Source organism: Pyrinomonas methylaliphatogenes (assembly GCF_000820845.2).
Taxonomy (GTDB): Bacteria; Acidobacteriota; Blastocatellia; order Pyrinomonadales; family Pyrinomonadaceae; genus Pyrinomonas; species Pyrinomonas methylaliphatogenes.
On the sequence record NZ_CBXV010000001.1, the window covers coordinates 276084 to 301222 of the forward strand.

The following is a 25139-nucleotide window of genomic DNA, read 5'->3' on the forward strand; positions in this document are numbered from 1 at the left end:
GCCCTCAGTCCCCCTTTCAGAAGACGTGATATCCGCCCATTAGTCGCGCCCCGAAGAAAGTGCACAGGACGAGCGCGAACCCGGCCACTCCGACCCAAGCGGCCCGGCGCCCGCGCCATCCCGCTAAGTGGCGTTGGCTGAGCAGCGCGAGATAAAGCAGCCACGTCGTCGCGGCTAAGACCTCTTTCGGATCGTTACGCCAGACGCGCCCATCACGCGCGAAAGACCAGCTCATGCCCGCGATGATGCCGAGCGTCAAGAAGGCGAAGCCGATGCTTGCCGCCACGGCGCTTATCTCATCTATGGTGGCGAGCGCAGGCAAGCGATGGAAAGCGATGCCGAAATGTTTGAGCTTCAGTTCGCGCTCTTGCAACAGATACATGATACTGGCGATGAAGACGACGACGAAGGCCGCATATGCGAAGAAGAGCGACGTAGTGTGAATGGGAAAGAGCCAAGTCGCTTCGCCCCGCATCAGCGCATGAGGCCTCAAGTCTCCCTCTTTCTGGCTGATGTTCGCTGCTAGGACGAGCAACGCGACGAGCGGCAAGGTGAATCCGCCGAGAGCGTGCGCGCGGTAGTGGCGGAAGAAGATGGCGTAGGCGATCACGAGCGCCCAACCGAGAAAAGAGAAGGTCTCGCTAAAATGGAAGAGAGGATAATATCCGCCGCTCGCCCAATCCATGATGAGCGCGATCGTGTGCGCGGCGAATCCGAATCCGAGCGAGAGATGAGCGACGCGCTCGAGCGCGCGCTTCTGGTTGATGAAGCCGAGGACCGAATGGATCGCCGCGACGATGTAGGCGGCGAGCGCTGTCAACAAAAAGATCTTCATCGCTCGGTTCGACTCTAGAACAGACCTTCAAACATTTTATCTGCCCCCGTGGAAAGCGGCAAGCGGTGGCGTATTCTCGCCGCTTTCGTTTGCCGTGAAGGTTTCGGTAATATTCAGATCTAATCAATCGAATCAGGGGAACCGTGAAGATGGGAACAGAGGAGCGCAATTTCGATCGTGAAGAGGCCTGGAGGCTTCTTTGTGAGTATACGAAGAATGAGGCTTTGCGGCGTCATGCGCTAGCCGTTGAGGCCGCGATGCGCGCTTGTGCGACGAAGTATGGCGGACCAGAGGATGATCCGAACGTCTGGGGATTGGTTGGCTTGCTGCACGATCTTGATTATGAGATGTATCCGACGCCGGATCAGCATCCATATCGCGGAGCGGAGATACTACGTGAGCGCGGCTATCCTGAAGATTTCATTCGCGCCATTTTAAGTCATGCGTCCTATACGGGAGTGCCGCGCGACACGCAGATGGCGCGTGCGCTATTCGCTTGCGACGAACTATGCGGTTTCCTCGTCGCCTGCGCGCTTGTGCGCCCCTCGCGTAGCTTCGACGATATGGAGGTCTCTTCGGTTAAGAAGAAGTTGAAGGATAAGGCCTTCGCGCGTAACGTCAGCCGCGAGGACATACGCCAAGGGGCGGCGGAGCTCGGTGTCGATCTCGATGAGCATATAGGTTTCGTCATCCAAGCTTTGCGCCCGGTGCAGCGTGAGTTGGGGCTTGGGGCGATCAGCCGAGGAATCTGAGATATGCGAGGAGGATGATCGCCATCCAGAGAGCGGAGAGAAGGCAGGTGAGGAGGGCTTGCCATTTGCGCCAACGCGCCGTGTGGCGGTAGATGAAGATGGCGGCCCAGAGCGTCGTCAGCAACGGGAAGACGAGGAAGCTCAGTTCGAACCACCGATCGCGGCCCGGCGAGGCGGAGTCGGAGAGCAGGAATAGAAGCAAAGCATCCACGCCCGCGCTCGTCATCGTAGCCAGTGAAGATGCGGCGATAATAAACTTCCATCGCATGAGAGATAGCTGGCTTGCGGCTGCCGGTCAAAAGATGTCATGGCGCCAAAACGCTGCCAAGGATATCACAGGCTTCGGGATTTTGAACCCACAGTTTTCAGGGGAACATGCATCAATGGTGACAAGAAACGCGCTCCTTTTTCTCGCGCAGCGCGAAGAGGTAAAGGGCATCATCACGCGCTTTCGCCCGTTCAGGAAGCTCACCGAACGCTTCGTCGCGGGCGAGGAGATGGAAGAGGCTATCGCCGTCGTCAACGAGCTGAATTCGAGCGGTTGTTTGGCTTCCCTGGACCACTTGAACGAGGCGGTCACTTCAGTCGCCGAAGCGGAGGCTGAAGTGCGTGAATATTGGCGTTTGCTCGCGCGCATCGACGAAGCGCGGGTGCGTTCCAACGTTTCGATCAAGCTGACGCAACTTGGTTTGAACATCGATCATGAGCTCGCTTACCGAAATGCGCGTGCGGTTGTGGCCGAGGCTGCGCAGCGTGGCAATTTCGTCCGCATAGACATGGAATCGTCCAACGTCACGCAGATCACGATCGATATTTTCAAACGTCTGCGCGCGGAGTTTGGCTTGAACGATGTGGGCATCGTCCTGCAGGCTTATCTTCGCCGGACTTACGATGATCTGCTCGACCTTTTGAGACTGCCGGCGCGCATCAGACTCTGCAAGGGAGCTTATAATGAACCGCCAACGGTCGCCTTCCCGGACAAAGGTGAAGTCGATCGGAACTTCATCCGCCTTATGCAGATCCTACTTTCGAGCGGCATCTATCACGGGATCGCGACGCATGATGAGAGGATGATCGCCGCAACCATCGATTACGCACAACGTCAAGGCATCGGCAAAGAGGCGTTCGAGTTTCAGATGCTCTACGGGATAAGGCGCGACCTGCAGGAGCAACTTGCCCGTGAAGGGTATAACGTGCGCATCTATGTGCCGTATGGCAAGCATTGGTATCCGTACTTCATGCGCCGTTTGGCGGAAAGGCCGGCAAACATCTGGTTTGTGGTGAAGAACTTGTTCAAGGGATGAGGATATCTCTCGGGTAACGAAGGCGCCTTTTGGGTGTAAACTCTTGGTGACGCCGTCTATGCGACCGCATGCTCGGCGCGGGTGAACGGGAGGCGCTCGCGGGCGTGGAGAGGATTATGATTTGGATATTGTGGATCGTGTTCGGCGTGATCTTGATCATCGCTGAGATCTTCACCACGGGGTTCGTCCTTCTATGGTTCGGGATCGGCGCATTCATTGCGGCGCTCATGAGCCTTTTGGGCTTCGGGTATGTCGTTCAGTTCATCGCCTTCTTCTTCGTTTCATCCGTTTTGACCGCCGCTTCGCGCACCATTTGGGCCAAGTATCTGTTCCGCGAGGAGGGCGGGACGGGCCTCAAAACCGGGGTCGATGCGCTGCCCGGAAAAGTGGGAACCGTCGTGCTGCCGAGTCGCGGCGCGCTCAACGAAGGTGCGGTGAAGGTCTATGGTTCCGTGTGGACCGCATATCCGGTCGAGGGGGAAGCGCCGCTCGAGGCTGGCGAGCGAGTGATCGTCGAGCGGGTCCAAGGAGCTTCGATCTATGTGCGTCGTTTCGATGCGTTACCCGAGTGGCGGAGATCAGAGTTGAAGGATAAAAACGAATCGGCGTGAAAGTTCGCTTCTCAAAGGAGCTTGAGTAGCTCTTCGGGGATCTCGTCGAAATGGGTCTCCTCCTCGACGGTGATCTCATTCGATTCAGCGACCTTCAGCTCATCTCCCGTGAAACGGGCGAGGATCAGGGTGATGTTGTCTTCACCGCCGCGTTGATTAGCCCGTTCGATCAGCGCCTCGCCTGCGGCTTGAAGATCGGTCGCGCGATTGAGCGTGTCGAAGAGCTCTTCGGCCTCCAGTTTGTTCGAGAGCCCATCGCTGCAAAGCAGCAACGTATCGGACTCGCGCAACTTGAGCTTGCCGGTTACGGGATTGATCTCGCGCTGGGCCCCTAAGGCTTGGAGGATGACGTTGCGGAACATGTGTATCCTCGCCTCTTCTTCTGTGATCTGGCCCATGTCGATCAGGCGTTGGACGAGCGATTGATCGCGCGTGAGCAATTTGATCTGCGCGCCGCGGATGAGGTAAGCGCGGCTATCGCCGATTTGGATGAGGCCGAGTTCGCCTCGTTTGATGGCTGCGCCCGTAAAAGTCGCTCCCATACCGTTGCAACATGGATCATTGAGGCTGCGACGGTGAATGGCGAGATTGGCGTAGAGCACGGCTTCGCGCAACCGTTCGAGAAGCGGCCGTTCGCTTCGGCTTTCCATCGCGAGCCGGTCGCGCACGGATTCGACGGCCATACGACTGGCGATATCGCCGGCGAGCGCGCCGCCCATCCCATCTGATACAGCCAAGACGATCCCTTCCGGCCCGACCTCGAGCCGCCTCATCTCGGGCGGAAAGCTCCCTTCGGAAGCTGTTAGGGCGCGACCCGTGTGCAGATCGAGGACGAGGAAGTTGTCCTCGTTATTCTTCCTAGTGCGCCCGATATCGGTCTTGGCGTAAACTTCGGCGATCATATGGCGGAATGGGACCAAACGCGCTTCAAATCCGCGCGAGTGCCTGGTCCAGATCGGCGATGATATCTTCGACATCTTCGAGGCCGACGGAGATGCGCACCAAACCGTCGGTGATGCCGAGCCGTGCGCGCACTTCGGGCGCGACGGCAGCGTGGGTCATCGTCGCCGGATGCGAGATGAGCGTCTCGACTCCGCCTAGGCTCTCGGCCAAGGTGCACAGGCGCACGGATTCAAGCACGGTGCGCGCTTTCTCCAACGATCCGGCGTCGAATGAGACCATGCCGCCGAAACCGCGTTGTTGGCGTTGGGCCAGTTCATGTTGTGGATGCGAGGCGAGCCCGGTGTAGTAAACCTTCTCGACCTTCGGATGTTCGGCCAAAAAGGCGGCGACGGCGCGCCCCGCGCGATCGTGTTGCTGCATGCGAAGGGCGAGCGTCTTCGTTCCGCGCAAGACGAGCCAAGAGTCGAATGGCGAGAGGATCGCTCCCGCGCTGTTTTGGATGAAGCCGAGACGCTCGGCGCGCTCTTCGTCATTCAGGACGACGATGCCGCCCACCCCATCGGAGTGTCCGTTCAAGTATTTGGTCGTCGAATGGACGACGATATCGACGCCGAATTCTAGCGGTCGTTGCAGATAAGGCGACATGAAGGTGTTATCGCAAACGACGATCGCTCCGGCGGCATGCGCGATGTCGGAGACGGCGCGCAGGTCTGTGACGGCCATCACCGGATTGGTCGGCGTTTCGACGAAGACCATGCGCGTATTGGGCCGCAGCGCGCGTTCGACGTTGAGCGGATCGGTGGTGTCGACGAAACTGAACTCTATCCGGTAGTTGGAGAGGACGCGCGTGAAGAGGCGAAACGTCCCGCCATATGTGTTATCCGAGACGATGACGTGGTCATCCGCCTGGACCAAGCGCAGGACCGCATCGATCGCGGCCATCCCCGAAGCGAAAGCGAAACCGAAACGCGCGCCCTCGAGAGCCGCGATGTTCCGCTCCAATGCCGAGCGCGTCGGATTGCGAGTGCGCGCGTATTCGTAACCTTTGTGCTTACCCAAGCCCTCTTGGGCGAAGGTCGATGTCTGGTAGATCGGGACCGTCACCGCGCCCGTCGTCGGGTCGGGTTCGTTGCCAGCGTGAATCGCGATCGTCGAAAAGCCCATAACCTCAAAGTGAAGCCAGCGAGCGAAACGCGGAAGATCATTTCGGGATTCGCTCGTCTAGCATTCGTTACCAAAATCGAAGATCCCTTGACTCATGTAGCGTTCGGCGCCATCGGGGAAGAGCGTCACCACGCGCTTGCCTTCGCCCAGCCTTTCGGCGACGCGCAGCGCCGCCGCCGCCGCCGCGCCGCTCGATCCGCCGCAGAGCACGCCTTCGGTGGCCGCCAATTTGCGCACCATCGCAAAGGCCTCGTCATCCGTAATCATGATGATCTCATCGACCACGTTCCAGTCAAGCACGGGAGGGATGAATTGCGATTGACCGATGCCCTCGACCTTGTGATCTCCGGGTGGACCACCGCCGAAGATCGAACCCTCGGGTTCGACCAGCACGCAAAGGGCGCGAGGGTTTATCTTCTTGACCGCGCGCGCGACGCCGGTGAAGGTTCCGGCTGTGCCCGCGCCGAGTACGACGGCATCGATCTGGCCCTCTAACTGTTCGATGATCTCTTGGGCTGTGGTCTGCTCATGAAAGTTCGGGTTGGCCGGATTGGCGAACTGTTGCGGGATGAAGCTGTTGGGGATCTGCCGCGCGAGTTCTTGCGCGCGTTCGATGGCGCCTTGCATTCCGGCCTCTTTGGAGACGTACTCGATCTCTCCGCCCAGCGCCTCCATCACCTTCATCTTCTCGCGCGAGTATCCTTCGGGGACGCATAAGATGACGCGATAGCCGCGCGCCGCTCCGATCAAAGCTAAACCGATGCCCGTGTTGCCAGCCGTCGGTTCGATGATCGTCGCCCCCGGTTTCAAGAGGCCGCGGGCCTCGGCATCTAGGATCATGCCGAGCGCGGCGCGGTCTTTCACCGAACCTCCGGGATTGAAGTATTCGAGCTTCGCGTAGACTGAAGCGAGCGGTGGGCGAGCGAAACGTGCGAGATGTAACAGTGGTGTGCGACCGACAAGATCGATGATCTGTTCCGTTACCCCGAGCGACATCAATCCCCCTTAAAGATCAGGTCCCACGCTTTGCGCGACCGCAATGCGAAAGAGCCTCGCTGGCATGTTAGACGCGCTTTGCGCGCACTGTCAAACGTCGTTTCGCGCCGCGTGTGCCGATCGTCGGAAGTTCGGCTCGCGAATCCGCCGGATCTGTTGACAGAGATCGCACGCTCGGTTTATCGTGAAGACCCGTGGATCACACGGCGGGCCTTCCTGCAAGCGAACGATCTGACGCGCAAAAGGAGCGCGCTTGCGTCATCATCCCCGCTCGATACGGTTCGACGCGACTTCCGGGAAAACCTCTGCTCGATATCGCCGGTCGTCCGATGATCGTGCGCGTCGCTGAGCGCGCCGCGTCGGCGCGCTCGGTCGAGCGCGTCATCGTTGCGACCGACGATGAGCGCGTATGTCTGGCGGTGCGCGCAGCCGGGTTCGAAGCGGTGATGACGCGCGCCGAGCATCGAAGCGGCAGCGATCGCGTGGCGGAAGTGGCTCGCGAGCTTGTAGATTTCACTTGCATCGTCAATCTGCAGGGCGATGAGCCGCTGATCTCGCCGCAGACGATCGAACGGGCGGTGCGCGCGCTCATCGCCGATCGCCGCGCGCAGGTCGTGACCTGTTACGAGCGGATCGCTGAACCAGGCGAGGTGCTCGATCCGGATGTGGTCAAAATCGTCATCGATGAGCGAGGGTATGCCCTCTACTTTTCGCGCGCGCCGATCCCTTTCCCGCGCGACGCTGTGCAACGATACGGCTCTTTGGAAGAGGCTTTGCGCGCGGAGCCAGCGTTGCTCGCGACGTTTCGCAAGCATACGGGGTTGTACGCCTATCGGCGCGACTTTTTGTTAGAATACTCGCAAGAGCGGGCGTCAGACCTTGAATGCATCGAATCATTGGAGCAGTTGCGCGCGCTCGGGATGGGCGCGCGCATCCGGGCCATCGAAGTCAACGCGCCGACGATCGGCGTAGATACTTTCGAGGACCTCATGCGCGTGCGGGCGATTTGGGAGCGTGGCGAGAGCGAGGAGCGCATCAATCTGGCTGGAGGAGGAGATGCCTAAATACATCTTTGTGACGGGCGGTGTGGTTTCGAGCCTCGGCAAGGGGCTGGCGGCGGCGTCGGTCGGTTGTCTTCTCGAAGCGCGCGGACTTCGCGTGGCGCTCATGAAGTTCGATCCTTACATCAATGTCGATCCCGGGACGATGTCCCCGTTCCAACACGGCGAGGTCTTCGTCACGGACGATGGCGCTGAGACCGATCTCGACCTCGGCCACTACGAGCGCTTCACGAGCGCGCATCTGAGTCGCGCCAACAACTGGACGACCGGCAGGATCTATTTATCGGTCATCGAAAAGGAACGGCGTGGCGACTTTTTAGGCAAAACTATTCAGGTCATCCCGCATATCACCGATGAGATCAAACGTGCGGTGCGCGCCGTCGCCGAAGATGGCAACCCGGACATCATCATCGTCGAGATCGGCGGGACGGTCGGCGATATCGAGAGTCTCCCGTTCCTCGAAGCGATCCGTCAGATGGGGTTAGAGGAAGGTCACGAGAACGCGCTTTACATTCATTTGACGCTAGTCCCATTCATCGCCGCTTCAGGGGAGTTGAAGACAAAACCGACACAGCATTCGGTCCGCGATCTCCGCGAGATAGGCATCCAACCCGACATCCTGCTCTGTCGGTCCGATCGTCCCTTGCCGAAGGAGCTACGCGCCAAGATCGCGCTCTTTTGCAACGTGCGCGAAGAGGCGGTCATCGCGGCTGAGACGGTCGAAACCATCTACCAAGTGCCGCTCGTCTTTCATGAGCAGGGACTCGATGATCTGATCATCGAGCGGCTCGGATTGAGCGGACGGGCTCGACCGCATGCGGATCTGGCGCGTTGGCGCGATCTCGTCGCCACGATCCTCGATCAATCGGCGAGCGAGGTGACGATCGGGGTGGTCGGCAAGTATGTCGAGCTCGAGGATTCTTACAAATCATTGCGCGAGGCTTTGACGCATGGCGGAGTGGCCAATAAGGTGCGCGTCCGTGTGCGGTGGATCGAGTCCGAGAGTCTGCTCGATGGCAACGTCGATGAGGTTCTGCGTGAGGTTGACGCCATCCTCGTGCCCGGCGGTTTTGGGCGGCGCGGGATCGCCGGGATGATTCGCGCGATCAACTTCGCGCGGCGCACGCGCACGCCTTATCTCGGCATCTGCCTCGGCATGCAGACCGCGATCATCGAGTATGCGCGGCACGCCTGCGGACTCGTGGACGCCGACTCGACGGAATTCGCGCCTGACACGCCGCATCCGGTCATCTTCAAGCTCCGCGATCTGATCGACACTGAGGAGTTAGGCGGAACGATGCGCCTCGGCGCTTGGATCTGTCGGTTGGCCTCTGGCAGTTTGGCGCGCGACATCTATGGCGGCGCTGCGGAGATAAGCGAACGCCATCGCCACCGCTATGAATTCAATCCCGAATATCGCGCCGTTTTAGAGCGCGCTGGGTTGGTCTTCAGCGGAGAATCGCTGGATGGTCGGTTCGTCGAGATCGTGGAACTGCCGCGCGATGTCCATCCTTGGTTCTTGGGATGCCAGTTTCACCCCGAATATAAATCGAAACCTTTGGCGCCACATCCCGTCTTCATCAGCTTCGTGCGCGCGGCTTATGAAAATCGATTGCGTTCGGAAGCCGCGGTCGAAATGGAGGGGACGTTATTAGGGCGAGCGGCGGCGGGCGAAGATTGAGGGCGAGGTGAAGGGTTGAAGATGAATGAGGCGACGGTTATGCCTTTCAGCGTCGGCGATGTGGTCTTCGGCGATGGACGGTTAACGGTCATCGCCGGGCCGTGTGTCATCGAATCGCGCGAACATACTTTGATGCTGGCCCATGAGTTGCAGCGTCGCGCGCAGCGCGCCGGCCTCGATTTCGTCTTCAAATCATCTTTCGATAAGGCCAATCGCTCTTCGCATGAGAGCTTTCGCGGGCTCGGCATGCGCGTCGGTTTGGAGATTTTGCGCGCCGTGCGCGAGGAGACCGGAGCTCCCGTGACGACCGACGTGCATGAGACAACGCAGGTCGAAGAGGTCGCTGAGGTCGCGGATATTTTGCAGATCCCCGCTTTCCTCTGCCGTCAAACCGATCTGATCGTGGCAGCGGCGCGGACCGGGCGCGCCGTCAACGTGAAGAAGGGGCAATTCCTCTCGCCTTACGATGCGCGCAACATCGTGCGCAAAGCGCGCGCTGCCGGTTGCGAACGCCTCTTGCTGACCGAGCGCGGCACGACCTTCGGATATCACAACCTCGTCGTCGATATGCGCTCCTTCCCGATCATGCGCAGCTTCGGCGTGCCTGTGGTCTTCGACGTGACGCACTCCTTGCAACTGCCCGGCGGATTGGGGCATGCAACTGGCGGGCAAGCCGAATTCATCGAACCGCTGGCGCGCGCCGGAGTCGCCGCCGGAGTCGATGCCGTCTTTCTCGAAGTGCACGATGATCCGGCGCATGCCCCTTCGGATGGACCGAATATGCTGCCATTAGAGCGTTTCGAGCCGCTGCTCGAGATGCTTCGCGCGATCCATGAGTTGGTCCGCCGTAACGCTCCAGGATGGTGATTCGTCGTCCCATCGCGCGACGAAGGGATTGAGCGAGTCTTCTGATTTGCAGATGTTCCGCCTTTCACGCTCGGTTATGGTCATGAGGGGATGGGTATCTTCTTTCGTCATCATCTTCTTGCTCTTCGGCACAAAGGCGTTCGCTCAAGAGGAGGCTCGAGCGGCGTGGCAGATAATACGTTTCGAAGTCGCAGCGAGCGTCTCAGCGGCGACGCGCGCTTTGACCGTGCGGACGAAGCTCGCGGCGCGTAACGTCGGCCAGGGCGTCGGTCGCACTTTCACCGTGCGGTTGAATTCTGCGGCGCAAGTGAAATCGGCGTCCGTCAATGGCGCGAGCGCGACTTTCCGCTCGCGCGAAGAGCCGCGGACGAAGCTTCAGCAGACGACGGTCAATCTCCCGTCCTCGGTCGCGCCAAATCAGACGGTCACGCTCGAAATCGAACATAGCTTACCGGTCCAGCGGAACACGGGCTTGGCCGCCATCTCGCCGGAAGGCGCGCAATTCCTCCCGCTCGCTTTCTGGTATCCGATGCCGAACACGCCTTATTCCGCGCGCGGCGCTGATACGGCACCTTTTCAGTTGACCATCAGCGGTCTGAACGCGAACGAGAAGCCAGTTTCATCGGGGCGCGCTAACGGCAATTCTTTCGACCAACCGCTTAACGCTCAACCGTTCTTCTTGACCGGGCGTTGGGAGGTGATCGAAGGCGCCGACGCTTCTCGTAACGTTAGCGCTTGGTTGCTCGCCGGTCCAACCGAGGAGGAACGGCAGGCGGCGGAGAGGCTGGTCAAACTGGCGAGTTCGGCGCGCGCTTTCTTTCAGGATCTTTTGGGGCCAGCGCCGGATGTGCCGATACGTCTGATCGCGGTTCGCCGCGGCGCCGGATTCAAAGATGGCGGGACACTGCTTTTGGAAGCCGCGGCGTTCCGTCGTTCGAAGATAGATTCATCGACCGCGCTGCTCATCGCCGAAACGGTCGCTGAATTGTGGCTCGGCGGCGCGACCCCGATCCGCGGCGAAGGATCGAGCGTGGTGCGCGAAGGGCTGGCGCGCTACTTGGCTCTGCTTTTCATCGAGAAGGAGTTCGGCAAGGAAGCGGCTGATGCCGAGCGCGACCGACAGCGGAGCGCCTATGCGGCTTTAGCGCGTCGCGATGGTCCGCTGTCGCAATCGTCGCCGCTCTTCGAGACGCATTTCGTCGCTGTGCCGAATAAAGGGGCGATGGTTTGGCGATTGGCGGAAAGAACGCTCGGTCGTGATGCGTTCTTGAGCGTCCTTCGCGCGCAATTGCAAGCCGGTCGCGAAAACGGCATCTCCTTATCCTCGCTTCGATCCGCGCTCGTCGAACGCGGCGGCGAGCGGCTTAAAGTTCTGCTCGATTACGAGTTGGATCAGCCCACCACCATGGATCTGCTCATCGGCTTGCCGCATCAGCAAGGGGGAGAGTGGGTCGCCGCTTTGCGCAACACTGGCCCAATCGATGCTTCGGTGACGGTACAGGCGACGACGGAGGGCGGCAAGAATCTATTGGCGGAGGCTGTTATCCCAGCGCGAGATTTCGGCGAAGCCCGTTTCCGTACCGCGGAGCGAATCGCGCGCGTCGAAGTCGATCCGGAGAAATTCTATCCGCAGATAGATTACTCGAACGATGTCGCCCCGCACATGCCTTCAGTCGAAGAGGCTTTGAGCGAAGCTACGCGGCTTTTCACGCGCCAAGACTATGCGGGGGCGGAACGGATCGCCCGCGAGGGATTGTCGCGCTCGCCGCATGCCCAAGAGTTGCGTGTGATATTGGGGCGCGCGTTGCTCGCACAGAAGCGCTTGGATGATGCCGAACGAGAGTTTCGCGCCGTCATCGATGAAAAACTCCCAACCCCAGCCACCCTCTCTTGGGCGAACGTCGGTTTGGGAGAGATCGCTCTGCAAAGGGGGCAGACTGCGGAAGCCATAAAGCGTTTCGATGAGGCGGTCAGGAGCGAAGGACTACTCGCTGCCGTCATCGCGGCGCGGCAAGCGAGACTGCGCGCCGAATCTTCGCAAAGCTCGCCGCCGATCGATGAATCGGCGCGCGCTTTCTTCGCACAACTGGACCAGGCAATCAAAAGCGGCAGAAAAGCTGAGATCGAAGCGCTGATCATGCCCGGTGAGCTCAGCACGTTCGCCAGCGGGATCGTCGGCACGCAACCCGAACTTTGGCAAACGCATCTGTTGCGAACGGAACGCCAGAGCGGAGATCGGCTCGTCGCCGAAGCGACGATCAACGTCCGCGCGCTCGGACAGGAGAAGACCATCTCCGCCGTCCTTGTGCTCGCTCGCGCTGGCGCCGATTGGAAGCTCGTCGAAATACCCATCTTCGAGGAGCGCTGACCTGGCGATGATGGGACGAGAAAGACTGCTGGATCGCGCCGCGCGAGTGCGTTTGCTTCTGATGGATTGCGATGGAGTGCTTACCGACGGGCGCATCTACCTGTTGCCGGACGGCGAAGAGATGAAAGCTTTCCATGTCCGTGATGGTCATGGATTGGTCATGTGGCATAGCGTTGGGGGGATCTCCGCGATCGTTTCCGGACGCTCATCTAAGGTGGTCGAACGTCGCGGGCACGAACTCGGCATAAGTTTCGTTCGCCAAGGAGTTGACGACAAGCTCGCGGAGCTCACGCGGATCTTGGCGCAGACGCGATTGAGTGCCGAACAGGCGGCGTTCATCGGCGATGATCTCGCTGATATTCCGCTCATGAAGCGAGTCGGGTTGGCCATCGCCGTGGCTGATGCGAGCGAAGAGGTGCGGCGAATCGCTCATTACGTTACGCGGCTTGCCGGCGGTCATGGTGCGGTTCGCGAAGTGACGGAACTCCTGTTGAAAGCTCAAGGCAAGTGGGCGGAAGCGTTGAATCATTATTTGGAAGAAAAGTAGCTCGAAAGATCGAAGTTTGAGCTACAATGGAGTTGGCCTTAGAGGCGATTAGTTGTTATTGGGTTTGGTCATATGATGAAAGATGTCGCCGATAGAAAGACCGTGCTTTTCGTCGACGATACGGCCGATACGCGAGACCTCGTCACGTTCAGTCTGAGTCGCGAGGGGTTCAATGTGGTGACGGCGCAGACGGCGGAGGAAGGGCTCGCGCTCGCCCATCGCGGGGAGTTCGCCCTCATCCTGCTTGACATAGGGTTGCCGGATATGGACGGGCTCGAGCTGTGTCGCGAGATACGACGTTTCGATCAGCAAACGCCGATACTCTTCTATACAGCGTTCGCCGATCTCTTGGACCATGAGGAGGCCAAGCGCGCCGGAGCGCAAGGGTGTCTACGTAAACCTGAGGATACTTCGCGGCTCGCGCAGGTCGCGCGGATGATGGTCGGCAAGTGAGCCCTAATTTTAGACCGAACCATCTCCCATTGACAGTTAGCCCCGTTCTGAGTATCCTTACCATCTTCCTTGGTAGATCCTTCGAGCGAGCGGGTGTGGCGCAACGGTAGCGCAACAGCTTCCCAAGCTGTGGGTTGCGGGTTCGAATCCCGTCACCCGCTCCAGTGCGAACCTCAAGTCACTTAACTTTGACCGCAGAAGGCCTAGGATCGTTTTCTTCCCTCAATCGCTGCAGCGCCGTTTAGGCTTTATCGAAATGCTTCTATCGGTTGCGATCGGCGCCCGAGCGGCAATCGAACGAGGGATGACGTTTAGGCTTTGGCGACGGCAGATCTTCAGGTCAAGGGGCGAGTCTTTTGATCTCCCACGTTGGGCCGTCCTTGAGGTATAGGATTCTGTCATGTAGCCTATTCTCTCTTCCTTGCCAGAACTCGAAGCTCGTCGGAACGAGACGATAGCCGCCCCAAAATGGCGGGCGCGGGACTTCGTTGCCGCGGAAGGATTCTTCCGCCTTGGCGAAAGCCTCTTCCAACGCGCGCCTCGACTCGATCACTTCGCTTTGATGGGAGATCCACGCGGCGATCTGGCTCTCTCGCGGTCGGGTGCGGAAATATGCATCGGACTCTTCATCCGTAGTTCGTTCCGCGACCCCCTCGATTCTGACTTGCCTGTTCAGTTCCGGCCAGAACAGGAGCCCAGAAACGCGCGGGTTCTCGGCGATCTCTTTCGCTTTCCGACTGGCATAGTTCGTATAGAAGACCAATCCGCGTCTATCGAAACCGCGCAGTAGAACTGCTCTTATCGACGTGATCCCCTGCGCCGAAGCCGTCGCCAAGATCAACGCGTTCGGCTCAAGGACCTGGCTTTCGATGGCCTCCTTCAGCCAGAGCTCGAGCTGTTGAAACGGATCGCGATGAACGCTCGCCTCATCAAGCGGCTTCCCGGTATATTCGCGCCGGACCGTCAAGATGAAATCCTGTATTGACATAAGCCGATCTTCGATCCTCATCTCTATAAGCTCGGACCGACCCGCAGGTCAAGTGTGGGTGATCGCAAGGTCCCACTCTCTGCGTCAAACCGAGAGCAGCACTCTTAAGTCACGAACGTTCGTCCCTGTCGGTCCGGTGATGATCGCATCGCCCAAGAGACGAAAGAAGGTGTAAGAATCGCTCCTTTCGAGAAAATCGCGCGCGTCCAATCCAGCAATGCGCGCGCGCGCTAAAGTCGTATCATCGCTTATCGCCCCCGCCGCTGGGCTGTTGCCATCGATGCCGTCCGTTCCCATTGAGAGGGCGAGAACATGTGGCGAAGCTTCTGCCGGGCGCGATAAGCCTTGCGCTTCAAACTCCAAAGCGCAACGCAGGGCCGTTTCCGCGTTGCGTCCGCCTTGACCATCTCCGCGTTTAGGGCAGCCGAACTCGCCGCCGGAAATCAAACATACTCGATAATGATCCCGTCTCCTTTCGCAAAGTCGGCGGACGAGCTCCGCACATCCTTCTTCGATCCTCTGTTCGACGATGTCGCTGGCAATCTGCGTGCTGAAGCCGCAGGCGCGCGCCTTCACCGCAGCCGCTTGAACCGCATCCGAGTTGCTCAGCAGAACGTAATGGCGGCGTAGCGCGCGACTCCCCGTATCTTGAACCTCTCGTTGTGCGATCGCCTTTCGAATCGCGTGAATGATCGAGGCGGGGAGCCGCGTTCCGAGTTCGTATTTGGTGATGATGGTCCATAGTTCAAGTTCGTCGGTTTGCGGTTGAGGGATCGTTGGGCCTGAGGCGACGTTCATCTCATCGCCGGAGTTAGTGTCGGAGATAATTAGCGTGACTTGGTCCGTATGCGGAGCTGCATCGCTCAATCTACCACCTTTGATCGCAGAGAAAGCGCGCCGCACGGCATTGATCTCCGCGATCGTCGCGCCGCATGTCGTCAGAACGAGATTAGCGGTGCGTAAGTCCTCCAATGAGATGAGTTCATCGCGCGGCCATTCCATCATCGCTGATCCGCCGCCTGAGACGAGGAAAAGAACCAAAGCTCTTCTTTCGTCCGCCTCGCGCAGTAGCGTTAGGGCGGCGCGTGCGGCTTCAAGGCTTTCGCGATTGGGGAGCGGATGGCCCCCGAGGAATATCCGCCATCGCCTCGATATCGGCTGAGCGGGCGGCGCGATCGAAGCCACTCCCGCGGTCAGTTGATCGCCTAGAATCGCATCGAGCGCCGCGGCCATTGGCCCAGCCGCTTTGCCGAGGGCGACAGCATAGATCGGGCGCGACGAGGAGAGGTCAAAAGTCGAATCGAAAATCCTCATCTTGCGATCTTTTACCGAAACGGCGCGGTAAACCGCTGCCTTGGCATCGACCGCTTGAAGCGCGTAAGCCAAGATCTCGCGGGCCAGTTGGCGCAGATCATAAGTTTCCATCGTGACCGATAGCCCTAAGCCTACGATTGAAGTGCAAGCCATATTCTCACATAAAATTCGCAGATTGCGTCGCAAAATCCGCGATAGTTCCACTCGCTCACCGATCGCATCGACACGACGAGCGCCGCGGGCAAGCTCGTGTTCCATATCTTCGCCGCGCTCGCCGAGTTCGAGCGCGAGCTGATCCGCGAACGGACGCGCGCCGGGCTAGTGGCGGCGCGCGCGGGGGCGCGTCAGCGGTCGGCCTCGCATCCTCGCCGCGGAGCGGTTGGAGATGGCGCGGGCCGCGCTCACCTCGGGCCAGAGCGCGCGGCAAGTGGCCCGGGCGCTCGGCGTCAGCGAGCGGACCATCCGGCGCTACTGTCGAGGATCCCGGTGAGACCTGCGAGCTTCTCTACTGCCGAGGCCTCAGTCTCCGAGGCCTGCGAGCTGAGAGCCTCTTCTGGTGGCCACCAGCGAGGTCTTCGCTACTGTCGTAGGGCGAACGATAGCTGAACGGATTTCACGCCAGACCATTGACAAGCGCAGGTATCATGGATAGGATACGCGCGGCTTAGTCCGGCGCGGGCTAGCCATGAGACGAGCTAGCTACTCTCTCATGTTGACGGGGTTGACGCTGCTGATCCCGCCCGCGCCGCACCACTGCAGCAGCGGCTCTGTGACGCAGCGGAGAGATGACGATGCACCACCACCAACCACCATCCATCTATCTCAGCGATCAAGGAACCTCAGGGAGCGCTCGAGGGAAAGCGCCCGCGATTTCCACAGAGTTTGTGGAAAAGTCTGTGGAAATCTGCCCTTTGAAAGTTACAAGTTTATGAAAAATTTGGACTTCTAGCATTTTGCACACGATCGCGGCAAAATGGATAAGTCGTTCGGATTCAAACATTTGACTATTACGACCGGGGCATTCCCGGCACTAATCCTGTTTTTCTTTGTCCTGCCTCTTTGTTTTCTAGGGCCAACTGCTTGTGCTCTTTTATCTCCCTCAGCAAGGAAGCTGTCTGAGGCGAAAACAGATGTGGTCTCGACCCCGAGTGACTTAGCCGTTACTCAGGGCAGCTTGCCAAATGAATCATCCAATTTGCGCGTCAATATCAACAAAGCGACGCAAAGCGAATTGGAGAGGCTGCCCGGCATAGGGCCTGCCCTCGCTGCTCGCATTATCGAATATCGCCAGCGCTACGGCCCTTTCCGTCGTCCGGAAGAGATCATCTTAGTTCGCGGATTCAGTGAACGGCGTTTCTATCAACTGAAGCCTTACATCACCGTCGAGTAATGTCTATCCTTGGCCTCAGAAACAGCGACCTCTAGCAGATTAGGTCGTTCGACCCGCAAAATTCTTGACTTCCTCCTTGGAGCTAAAGCCTAGAAGTTCTTTCGAACGACTTAGCTCTATTTTCGCCTTCCCATCTCCCGGGCTTGTGAGCGTTGGGGAACCGGACTAAGCGGGCGACTTTGTAGCTCTATCTTCTTTGGAGTGTTGTAACTTCTTCTTTTTCTTCTCCGTCTAAGCCGGCGACTTTGTAACTCTATTTTTCGCCTCTACGTCTCCCAGAGCCGGGCTGAAAGAGTGCGCGTGGCGGTCGCACCGTCTTTAAGATTATCGGGCTTCGCCTTCATTTAGAGCGGCGATGATCAGCGGGACGGCGAGCAGTTGCACGATGATCGAAACTGTGACCAGCAAAAAGATCGAGCGATCGTAAAGGTATCCGAGCAACAAACTGCCCAGAAACCAAGCGAACCCGTAACCTGCGTCGAAGATGCCGTAAGCCGATCCGCGCCTCGTAGGTGGAACCATATCGGCGATCGCGGCGCGCATCAACGATTCTTGCGCTCCCATGCCGAATCCCCAGAGACCAACGCCCAACGCTGCCCAAACGAAGCCGCCGTAGAAGGCTAGCGGCGCGAACATCGCGGCAAGCAGCACGCTCGCGGCGAGCACAGTGAAGCCGATCCGATCGAACAATCTGCCGAGCACCAACGCGGCCAACGCATCTATGCCCATCGCGACGGCATAAAGTAGTGGGATTGAGCCGTTGGAGACGACCGCTGTGCGCTCGAAATGGTACGCGATGAGCGAAAAATCGGCGTACCCGATGGCGACCAAGGCGAAAGCGAGCAGGTAGATCCAGAAACGACGATCGAGCCCTTGGGTCTCGAGTCTAGCGGTTACGGGTTCAAGATCTTGCGGGCGTGGGTAGAGAGCGCGCGCAACCGTTAACGTTGCAAGCGACAGAAGCGCTGGCGCGAGCAGGATGAGGAAACTTAGTCGGTAGTCGTTCTTGAGATAGAGCACGAGCGCGACGACCAAGGGACCGAACGTTGCGCCGATCTGGTCCATCGCTTCATGCACGCCGAACCCCCAGCCGCGTCCCGTTTCGCTGGCAGCGTGCGAAAGCATCGCATCGCGCGCTGGCGTGCGAATGGCGCGCCCGGCCCTCTCCAAGATGAGCAACGCCGCTGCCGCTTGCCAGTTGTGTGCTAAAGCGAGCGCGGGCACGGCTAATAGATTGATCGCGTAACCGATGAAGGTGATCGTCCAGTAGCGATGCAGGCGATCGCTGAGGTAGCCTGAAAGAAGGCGCAAGCCGTAGCCGGCGAATTCGCCGAAACCGGCGACGAACCCGACGACCGTTGCGCTCGCGCCGAGTAGGCTCAAATATGGACCAGCGATGCTGCGCGCGCCTTCGTAGGTCGCATCGGCGAACAGACTGACGACGCCAAGCAAGAGAATGAATCTAATCGCCGACCTCTTCGCCGTCGCGGTCCGTTCGGCAGCGCTCGAAGCCGCAAGATCTTGTCCCACTTCACCGCTCATCGCACGTGCATCCTACAGATCCCCCCTTTCGCTTTCAAGTCGATAGCTATCCGGGGCAATATCACATCGCGCCGTCAACGCCATGCTTACGGGCGACTGAAGACTGCATCGAACCGATTATACCGGAAGCGATTTTCGGGCCACCTTCTGCGATGGCGGCTGCGTTGTGCGCTTCAATTCCTCTCTTCTTCAAGCGCATATCCTCGATCGCCCGCACGGCGGCCAGACTGCTGCATTGTGCACTTCAATTCTTCTCTTCTTCGAGGACTGCGTACACGGTCGGCGTGACGACGAGCGAGAAGAAGAAGCCGATCGCCAATCCGCCCATCACGGCGATGGCCAAAGGCTGCAAGAGGCTCGCGCCAGCGCCGATCGCCAACGCGAGCGGAAGAAGGCCGAGCATCGCCGCCAGACTTGTCATCAACACCGGGCGAAGGCGGCGACGTCCGGCATAGAGCAGAGCGTCTTTCAAGGCGTCTCCGCGCGCGCGCCGTTCATCCGCCGCGTCGAGCAGAAGGATGCCATTTTTGGCGACGATACCGACCACCATGATGATGCCCATCAGGCTGACGACGTTGAGCGTCATCTTCGTCAGAAAGAGCGCGGCGAGCGCGCCGCTCAAAGCGAGCACCGCTCCAATGACGATCGCCGTTGGGTGAACGAAGGAGTGGAATTCGATGAGCAGGACGAGAAAGACTAGCGAAGTGGCGAGCACAAGCGTGATCAGCAGTTCGCGGAAGCTCTCTTGCTGTTCGCGATATAATCCGCCGAATTCCATTTCGACGCTGGGCGGCAAGATGACTTCTTTGGCCAGCCGTTCTTTGATGCGCGCGATGGCCGTGCCGAGATCCGTTCCCGACAGTCGTGCCGTAACCGCGACAGATTGTCGGAGACCATCGCGCGCGATCTCCGCTTGTCCGGGATCGTATTCCAGATCGGCCACTTGGTCGAGCCGAAAGAGCGCGCCCGTGGCGCTCGATCGAACGAGCAGATTGCGCAGGAAATCGAGCGAATGGCGCGCCGTTTCAGGCATGATGACTCGAACTGGCAGCACGCGATCTTGTTGCAAGACGTTCGTCGCCGCGTCGCCACTCATCGCGATCGTGATCGCATTGGCGACTTCGGTCGCATCGACGCCTAATTTAGCCGCGCGCGCGGAATCGATGCGGAAGGTGATGGCTGGGCCGCTGACGATGACGCCGTTGAAGGTGTCTACGACGCCTGGGACGCTCTTGATAGCTTCTTCGATCCGGCGCGCCGTTTGGTGCAACGCAGCCGGATCTTCGCCGAAGAGCCGGATCTCGATGGGCGCCGGTGAGCTCGTCAGATCGCCGATCAGATCCGACAAGATCCCGACGAATTCGACGCGCAACGCGGGCTCGCTCTGTTCGATCTGTTGTCGCAGATCGTCTATGACTTCGCTCGTCGGGCGAGCGTGATCGGGTTTGAGTTTGACGAGAAAGTCGCCGGTGTTCGGTTCGGTGATGGCCAGCCCCAATTGCAGACCTGTACGTCGCGAATAGCTTTCGACCTCGGGCGTTTCGCGCAACATCTGTTCGACGTGACGCAACATGCGATCGGTTTCGGCGAGCGACGTCCCCGGCGGCGCGACATAGTCGAGGACGAAGGCGCTTTCGTCAAACTCCGGAAGGAATTCCGATCCGGTCGCGCGGTAGAGAAAGAGCGCGCCAAGGACGATGGCGAGCGAAAGGATCGCCACCGCAGAGCGATGCGCAAGCGCCCAGTTCAGCAATCGCTCGTATCCATCGAGCGCGGTTCGCCACAAACGCCCGTCCGCCGATCCCTCAACCGGTTCATCGCTCAGCTCGCCCTTCGGTTTGTGATCTTCGATTTCGCCCTCTTCTCGCTCATCATGTGAGCGGACGAAGATGCGCGCGAGCGCCGGGGTCAAAGAGAGGGCGAGGGCGAGCGAAGTCAGCAGCGCGACGGCCATCGTCAGGGCGAGCGAACGGAAGAAGACTCCCGTCACGCCGCTCAGCAGCGAGAGCGGCAAAAAGACGACCACCGGCGTGATGGTCGAACCGGTGATCGGAGCAGCGATCTCCGCTAGCGCCTGTTCGATCGCTTGACGTTTCGTTTGTCCACGCGCTAGGTGCGTGTGGATGTTCTCGACGACGACGATCGCATCGTCTATCACCAAACCGATGGCCGCAGCTACCCCGCCCAGCGTCATCAGATCGAACGATAGTCCGACCAGGTACATCGCCAGAAAAGCGACGAGCACGGTGACAGGGATGACCATGGCGGCGATCAGCGTCGTCCTCCAGTCGCGCAGGAAGCCGTAGATGACGAGCGCGGAAAGGATCAGCCCGAGGATGATCGCATCGCGGACTGACTTCATCGCGTCGCGCACGAGCAACGATTGATCGTAGAAAGGCGTGATCTTCACGTCTTTGGGAAGTTGCGCGCGCGCCTTCTCCAGCGCTGCCTTTACGGCATCGGCGACGGCGACGATGTTCGCGTCCGGTTGGCGCAAGATGTTGAGCAGAACGGCGGGTTGCCCATCGGCGGTGACGATGGTGTATTTCGGTTCGGCGCTCGCACGCACGTCGGCCACATCGGCGACGGTGACCGGCGCGTTGTTCGCGTTGGCGATGACGATCGAACCGATTTGATCGGGCGTTGCGGGCTGACCATTGATGAGCACCAATTGAAGCTGATGGTTCTCTTCGACGAGACCCGGCGAGGCGATGAGCGAAGATCGCTTGATGGCATCGGCTACTTGTTGCGGAGTCAGCCCATGCGCGTTCAAGCGCTCTGGATCGAGGACGACGTGATATTCGCGCACGTCGCCGCCGACGATCTGAACGTCAGCGACTCCGGGCAGACGCGCAAGCTGCGGTTTGATCGTGTAGACCGCCAGATCGCGCAAGAAGGCCGGATCGCGCGCCGTCGAGGTGAGGCTATAACCCATGATGGGAAAGACGGCGAAGGTCAAACGTTCGACGCGACGGACCGACACGGTCGGCGGCAACGTCGTCAGCAGTTGCGACAGTCGCGCCTGCACGAGTTGCAGCGCTTGGACCATATCCACATTCCACGCGAAGAAGAGGTTGATCTCACACGAACCGCGCCCGGTCGCCGATTTGATGCGGACGATGCCGGGGATGCCTTTCATCGCTTCTTCGACAGGGCGCGTGACTGAAACGAGCATCTGTTGTGCCGGGACGACGCCGTCATCGAGAATGATGATGATGCGCGGAAAATCGGTCTGCGGGAAGAGGGCCGATGGCAGACGCCAAGCGGCCAGCAACCCAGCTGCGCACAGGAGAAGCGCGAGGACCAGAACGGCCCGTTCCTGTTTGATGATGAAGGACATCGGATTCATCGTCGATTTGACCGATCAAGTGGCGCGTCGTTCGATCGACCCTTGATTCTTGATCGCTTGCGCGTCGTTTCGTGCGAGCGGCGAACGAAATGAAATCACGATCTTTCCTCTTCGATCTTGACTTTCGTTCCGTCGGGCAGAGCGTAGTTGCCTTCGACGATGACCAGTTCGCCTCCTTGCAAACCGGATCTGATTTCGGCGAGCGACGACGTGCGGATGCCGACCGTCACTTTCACTTCGTGCGCTATCTGTTGCTGATCGACGACCATTACTATCCCTTCGTCGAAGCCCCCGGTCGTGAAAGTGATCGCTGAAAGCGGGACGACTATGGTGTCATCCGCTCTTCGCGTCGTGACGGTGACGCGCGCGGCGCTTCCGACCCGCAGCCTTCCACCGGCGTTATTGAGTGTGATCCAAACCTCGACCATCCTGTTGTTGGGATCGCTCGAACGGCTGACGAGCGTCACCGGTCCAGTCAAAGTCTCTCCGGGCGAGTCCATCGGCTGGACCGTCGCCGCGTCGCCGACCTTCAACTCATCGGCGACCGTGTCGGGGAATTGAGCCTTCACGATCACCGAAGATGTGTCGGCGATGGCGACGAGGCGCGAGCCGGGCGCGACGTACTCGCCTTGGAATTGATATTGATCCGTGATGATGCCGGAGATCGGCGCGCGCACGGTCGCGTAACTGATCTGCGTGTTGAGCGAAGCGAGACGTTCTTCAGCCTGTTTGACGCGCGCTTGCGCTGCCGCGCGATCGGTCGGATTGATCGTGCGCGCGCGCAATTCCGCCGTCCGCTCCGCCAGACGTAAGCGGTTCTCTGCGGTGGTGAGCGCAAGCTGCGCCGCTTCCAACTCTTTCAACGCGATGCCGCCCTGTTCATAAAGCGCGCGCCGCCGTTCATACAAAGCGCGCGCGTTCTGCAGTTCGGCGCGCGCATCGCGCAGTTCACGCTCCGTCTGTACGTCAGTTTGCGGGATCGAACCGGCGCTCAAATTGCGTAGATTCAATCGCGCCTCCTCAAGCGCCGCAGCGGCTTCAGCCCGCTGCGCTTCGAGATCGCGCACGTCTATCACGGCGATCACGTCGCCTTTGCGGACGAAAGCGTTTTTCAGGAGGCGCATCCGTTTGATCTGGCCACTCGTGCGCGCGCTCACCACGGCCTGCTCGTGCGGTGAAATGGTGCCGAGCGCCGCGACCTGCGCCGCGATCGATCGGCGTTCGGCGCGCGCAACGCGGACGCTGACGATCGGATTGGACGATTGATCTTCCTCGCCGTTACGGTTCGTAGCGAACCATGCGGCGATGAGCGCGAGCGAAACCGTTGAAGCGATCAATAGGAACCGCCTTCGATTCGCTTTCGGTTTGAGCGATGGATTCAAAGCTGAACCCACGCGTGCCCCATCTTCGGCATCCGCCTCATGCGAGGCGACGGTTTCCGCTGTAAGATGCGCTTTGTTCTCTCGTTCTGACATGGTCGAACTTCGCTCCGCCGTCACTTCCCAGTAGCCTGTTTTAGACGCGCTCGTGCGACTTGATAGTCGTAGATCGCTTGATAAAGCGCTGCTTGCTGGGCGACCAGCGTCGTTTGCGCGTCGGTCACTTCGATGATGCTGGCTTCGCCAGCGCGATAGCGCGCGATTGACGTGCGCAGATTACTCTCCGCCGCTTTGACGCTCTCGCCGATCGTGCGCAGCCGGCGCAGCGCGGCGAGCGCTTGCGCGCGCGCATCGTTGAACTCTTGGATGAAACGGCGGCGCGCGAGCGCAAGTTCGGAATCGGTCACTTGCGCGCGAAGCAGGGCTTGTCGTTCGCGACTGCGGCTTGCGCCCCAATCGAAGATGGGTATCGCGAGGCCGACGGTCGCCGTCAGTCCGGCATTTTGACCTGCGTGAAACAGCGAGCTTGAGTCGCTGCCGCCGCCGAAAGAGTAAGTGATCTGGGGACGGCGTTCGGCGCGGGCCAGTCTGGCTTCTTCGAGCGAAGCGCGCCGTTCGGCTTCAAGCTGAGCCAGCTCCGGTCGTTGCTGGACCAGATCCGCAGCATAGCGTTCGAGCTCACCTTCTTGCGGCATGGCGGCGAGCAGGTCGCGAACGGCGATCGGTTGCGCCTCGCTATAACCGATGAGCGCGCGTAAGAGATTGGCTGCGACCGTCTCCTCGGTTCGGGCGCGCTCCAGCTCATCGCGCCGCGTCGCCGTTTGCACTTGCGCGCGCACGAGATCCACTGGCGCTACTTCGCCGCCGTCCAATAGAAGCCGCGTGATCCGTTCGAACTCTTCCGCCGCCGCTAGGTTGCGTTCGGCAGCTTGCCGCCGCGCCGTCGTTAAAGCCAGTTGATAATAGGCTTCTGTCGTCGCAAAGATGAGTTCACGACGCGCAGCTTCGGTTCCAGCTCGTGCCGCTTCTAGCAACGCGCGCGCACGCCCGAGATTGGCGCGCAAGCGCCCGGAAAGGTCCACTTCTCCGCCGACCGAGAGCAGCAGTTGATATTCGTTAATGGCGTTAGCGGCGATGAAGCTCGGCGCGGTCGCGCCCTGCATGCCGCTCGGCGAGGTATAGATGTATGAAGAGCCGAGTTGCACGCGCGGGCGAAAAGCCGCGCGCGCCTGGGCCAGTTCCTCCTGCGCGATGAACTGATTGAGTTCAGCTTGCCGAAAGGTAGAGACCTGTCGCAGCGCAAGATCGATGGCGTTCTCCAGCGAGAGCGGAGACTCGGTCGGCTGGCGATCGCCAATGGATACGGATCGACCTGTCCCGACCGCCGAAAGAGATGGTCCGGAGGTGGGTCGTGAAAGTTCATCTTGGCCGCGGGCGGTTGGCTGTAGAGCGATGAACAGGGCGAGCGTCAAGCAACGTGATCGGATGAATCTCATCTCTATCGCAACGACTGATTTCCCTTTTGAATGATTCGGCGCGACCCGTCGCTCGTATCGCGCGTCCTCTGGCGCTCAATCGAAAGACAGGATTTCGCTCTCGCGCGCGGAATAGATTCCTCGAAACTCGTCCTCAAAT

General features: G+C 59.7%; 22 protein-coding genes, 1 tRNA gene and 1 pseudogene. 13 read left to right on the plus strand and 11 right to left on the minus strand.

Annotated elements, in window-relative coordinates:
* Positions 1-16: 16 nt before the first annotated feature.
* Entirely contained in the window at positions 17-835 is an 819-nt protein-coding gene (locus tag PYK22_RS01070) for a cytochrome C assembly family protein (RefSeq protein ID WP_060635192.1), read from the minus strand.
* Positions 836-984: 149 nt separating this feature from the next.
* Between PYK22_RS01070 and PYK22_RS01075 the strand changes: the two genes are divergently transcribed.
* Positions 985-1587, plus strand: coding sequence for an HDIG domain-containing metalloprotein (locus PYK22_RS01075; RefSeq protein WP_041973292.1), 603 nt, complete (start codon positions 985-987; stop codon positions 1585-1587).
* Here PYK22_RS01075 and PYK22_RS01080 read toward each other — a convergent pair.
* Positions 1571-1798, minus strand: a complete 228-nt coding sequence (locus PYK22_RS01080) for a hypothetical protein (protein ID WP_157770595.1) — start codon at positions 1796-1798, stop codon at positions 1571-1573. The genes PYK22_RS01075 and PYK22_RS01080 overlap by 17 nt on opposite strands.
* 172 nt (positions 1799-1970) lie before the next feature.
* Here PYK22_RS01080 and PYK22_RS01085 point away from each other — a divergent pair, with 172 nt between their 5' ends.
* On the plus strand, positions 1971-2891 hold the full coding sequence (locus PYK22_RS01085) for a proline dehydrogenase family protein (protein WP_041973295.1): 921 nt from the start codon (positions 1971-1973) through the stop codon (positions 2889-2891).
* Between the two features lie 116 nt (positions 2892-3007).
* A complete protein-coding gene (locus PYK22_RS01090) occupies positions 3008-3502 on the plus strand; it encodes an NfeD family protein (RefSeq protein WP_157770596.1) in 495 nt (164 codons plus the stop codon).
* Between the two features lie 11 nt (positions 3503-3513).
* Here the strand turns inward: PYK22_RS01090 and PYK22_RS01095 are convergent, their stop codons facing one another.
* From PYK22_RS01095 to cysK, 3 genes are read right to left on the minus strand one after another with little or no spacing between them, the layout of a single operon-like run.
* Positions 3514-4479, minus strand: coding sequence for a PP2C family protein-serine/threonine phosphatase (locus tag PYK22_RS01095; RefSeq protein WP_083437488.1), 966 nt, complete (start codon positions 4477-4479; stop codon positions 3514-3516).
* Entirely contained in the window at positions 4430-5569 is a 1140-nt protein-coding gene (locus tag PYK22_RS01100; RefSeq protein ID WP_041973299.1) for a cystathionine gamma-synthase, read from the minus strand. Before PYK22_RS01100 ends, PYK22_RS01095 begins: the two co-directional genes overlap by 50 nt.
* Positions 5570-5626: 57 nt before the next feature.
* A complete protein-coding gene (gene cysK, locus PYK22_RS01105; protein ID WP_041973302.1) occupies positions 5627-6565 on the minus strand; it encodes a cysteine synthase A in 939 nt (312 codons plus the stop codon).
* A 260-nt stretch (positions 6566-6825) separates the two neighbouring features.
* Between cysK and kdsB the strand changes: the two genes are divergently transcribed.
* The 7 genes from kdsB to PYK22_RS01140 all read left to right on the plus strand — a co-directional run bounded on the left by kdsB (position 6826) and on the right by PYK22_RS01140 (position 13706).
* Entirely contained in the window at positions 6826-7629 is an 804-nt protein-coding gene (gene kdsB / locus PYK22_RS01110) for a 3-deoxy-manno-octulosonate cytidylyltransferase (protein ID WP_041973662.1), read from the plus strand.
* Positions 7622-9307, plus strand: coding sequence for a CTP synthase (locus tag PYK22_RS01115; protein ID WP_041973305.1), 1686 nt, complete (start codon positions 7622-7624; stop codon positions 9305-9307). Before kdsB ends, PYK22_RS01115 begins: the two co-directional genes overlap by 8 nt.
* Positions 9308-9328: 21 nt before the next feature.
* A complete protein-coding gene (kdsA, locus tag PYK22_RS01120) occupies positions 9329-10174 on the plus strand; it encodes a 3-deoxy-8-phosphooctulonate synthase (RefSeq protein WP_041973307.1) in 846 nt (281 codons plus the stop codon).
* An 82-nt stretch (positions 10175-10256) separates the two neighbouring features.
* Positions 10257-12542 (plus strand): tetratricopeptide repeat protein, encoded by a 2286-nt coding sequence (locus PYK22_RS01125; protein WP_162199764.1) that lies wholly within the window; start codon positions 10257-10259, stop codon positions 12540-12542.
* A gap of 10 nt (positions 12543-12552) precedes the next feature.
* Positions 12553-13089 carry a KdsC family phosphatase gene (locus tag PYK22_RS01130; RefSeq protein ID WP_041973664.1) on the plus strand — a complete coding sequence of 179 codons (537 nt, stop codon included), beginning with the start codon at positions 12553-12555 and terminating at the stop codon, positions 13087-13089.
* A gap of 72 nt (positions 13090-13161) precedes the next feature.
* Positions 13162-13542, plus strand: coding sequence for a response regulator transcription factor (locus PYK22_RS01135; protein ID WP_041973311.1), 381 nt, complete (start codon positions 13162-13164; stop codon positions 13540-13542).
* Positions 13543-13631: 89 nt separating this feature from the next.
* Positions 13632-13706 (plus strand) — tRNA-Gly (locus PYK22_RS01140).
* Positions 13707-13882: 176 nt separating this feature from the next.
* On the opposite strand, the gene pdxH is transcribed toward PYK22_RS01140, so the two are convergent.
* Both pdxH and PYK22_RS01150 read right to left on the minus strand, forming a co-directional pair.
* Complete coding sequence (pdxH, locus tag PYK22_RS01145) at positions 13883-14530, minus strand: pyridoxamine 5'-phosphate oxidase (RefSeq protein ID WP_041973313.1); 648 nt, start codon at positions 14528-14530, stop codon at positions 13883-13885.
* A gap of 84 nt (positions 14531-14614) precedes the next feature.
* Positions 14615-15997 carry a glycerate kinase type-2 family protein gene (locus PYK22_RS01150; RefSeq protein WP_162199765.1) on the minus strand — a complete coding sequence of 461 codons (1383 nt, stop codon included), beginning with the start codon at positions 15995-15997 and terminating at the stop codon, positions 14615-14617.
* Between the two features lie 45 nt (positions 15998-16042).
* On the opposite strand from PYK22_RS01150, the pseudogene PYK22_RS18275 reads away from it, so the two are divergent.
* The 3 genes and pseudogenes from PYK22_RS18275 to PYK22_RS17115 all read left to right on the plus strand — a co-directional run.
* A pseudogene (locus tag PYK22_RS18275) lies at positions 16043-16212 on the plus strand (recombinase family protein); the annotation flags it as partial.
* 17 nt (positions 16213-16229) lie between these two features.
* Entirely contained in the window at positions 16230-16334 is a 105-nt protein-coding gene (locus PYK22_RS18280) for a helix-turn-helix domain-containing protein (RefSeq protein WP_157770597.1), read from the plus strand.
* A gap of 483 nt (positions 16335-16817) precedes the next feature.
* The gene (locus tag PYK22_RS17115; protein WP_083437490.1) at positions 16818-17234 is read left to right on the plus strand and encodes a ComEA family DNA-binding protein; all 417 of its coding nucleotides are present in this window, start codon (positions 16818-16820) and stop codon (positions 17232-17234) included.
* A gap of 324 nt (positions 17235-17558) precedes the next feature.
* On the opposite strand, the gene PYK22_RS01165 is transcribed toward PYK22_RS17115, so the two are convergent.
* The 4 genes from PYK22_RS01165 to PYK22_RS01180 all read right to left on the minus strand — a co-directional run bounded on the left by PYK22_RS01165 (position 17559) and on the right by PYK22_RS01180 (position 25000).
* Positions 17559-18776: an MFS transporter gene (locus PYK22_RS01165; RefSeq protein ID WP_083437491.1), complete on the minus strand. Its 1218-nt coding sequence runs from the start codon at positions 18774-18776 to the stop codon at positions 17559-17561.
* 244 nt (positions 18777-19020) lie between these two features.
* Positions 19021-22116 carry an efflux RND transporter permease subunit gene (locus PYK22_RS01170; protein WP_041973669.1) on the minus strand — a complete coding sequence of 1032 codons (3096 nt, stop codon included), beginning with the start codon at positions 22114-22116 and terminating at the stop codon, positions 19021-19023.
* Between the two features lie 104 nt (positions 22117-22220).
* Positions 22221-23600, minus strand: coding sequence for an efflux RND transporter periplasmic adaptor subunit (locus tag PYK22_RS01175; RefSeq protein WP_041973318.1), 1380 nt, complete (start codon positions 23598-23600; stop codon positions 22221-22223).
* Positions 23601-23620: 20 nt separating this feature from the next.
* A complete protein-coding gene (locus PYK22_RS01180) occupies positions 23621-25000 on the minus strand; it encodes a TolC family protein (RefSeq protein WP_041973321.1) in 1380 nt (459 codons plus the stop codon).
* Between the last annotated feature and the right edge of the window lie 139 nt (positions 25001-25139).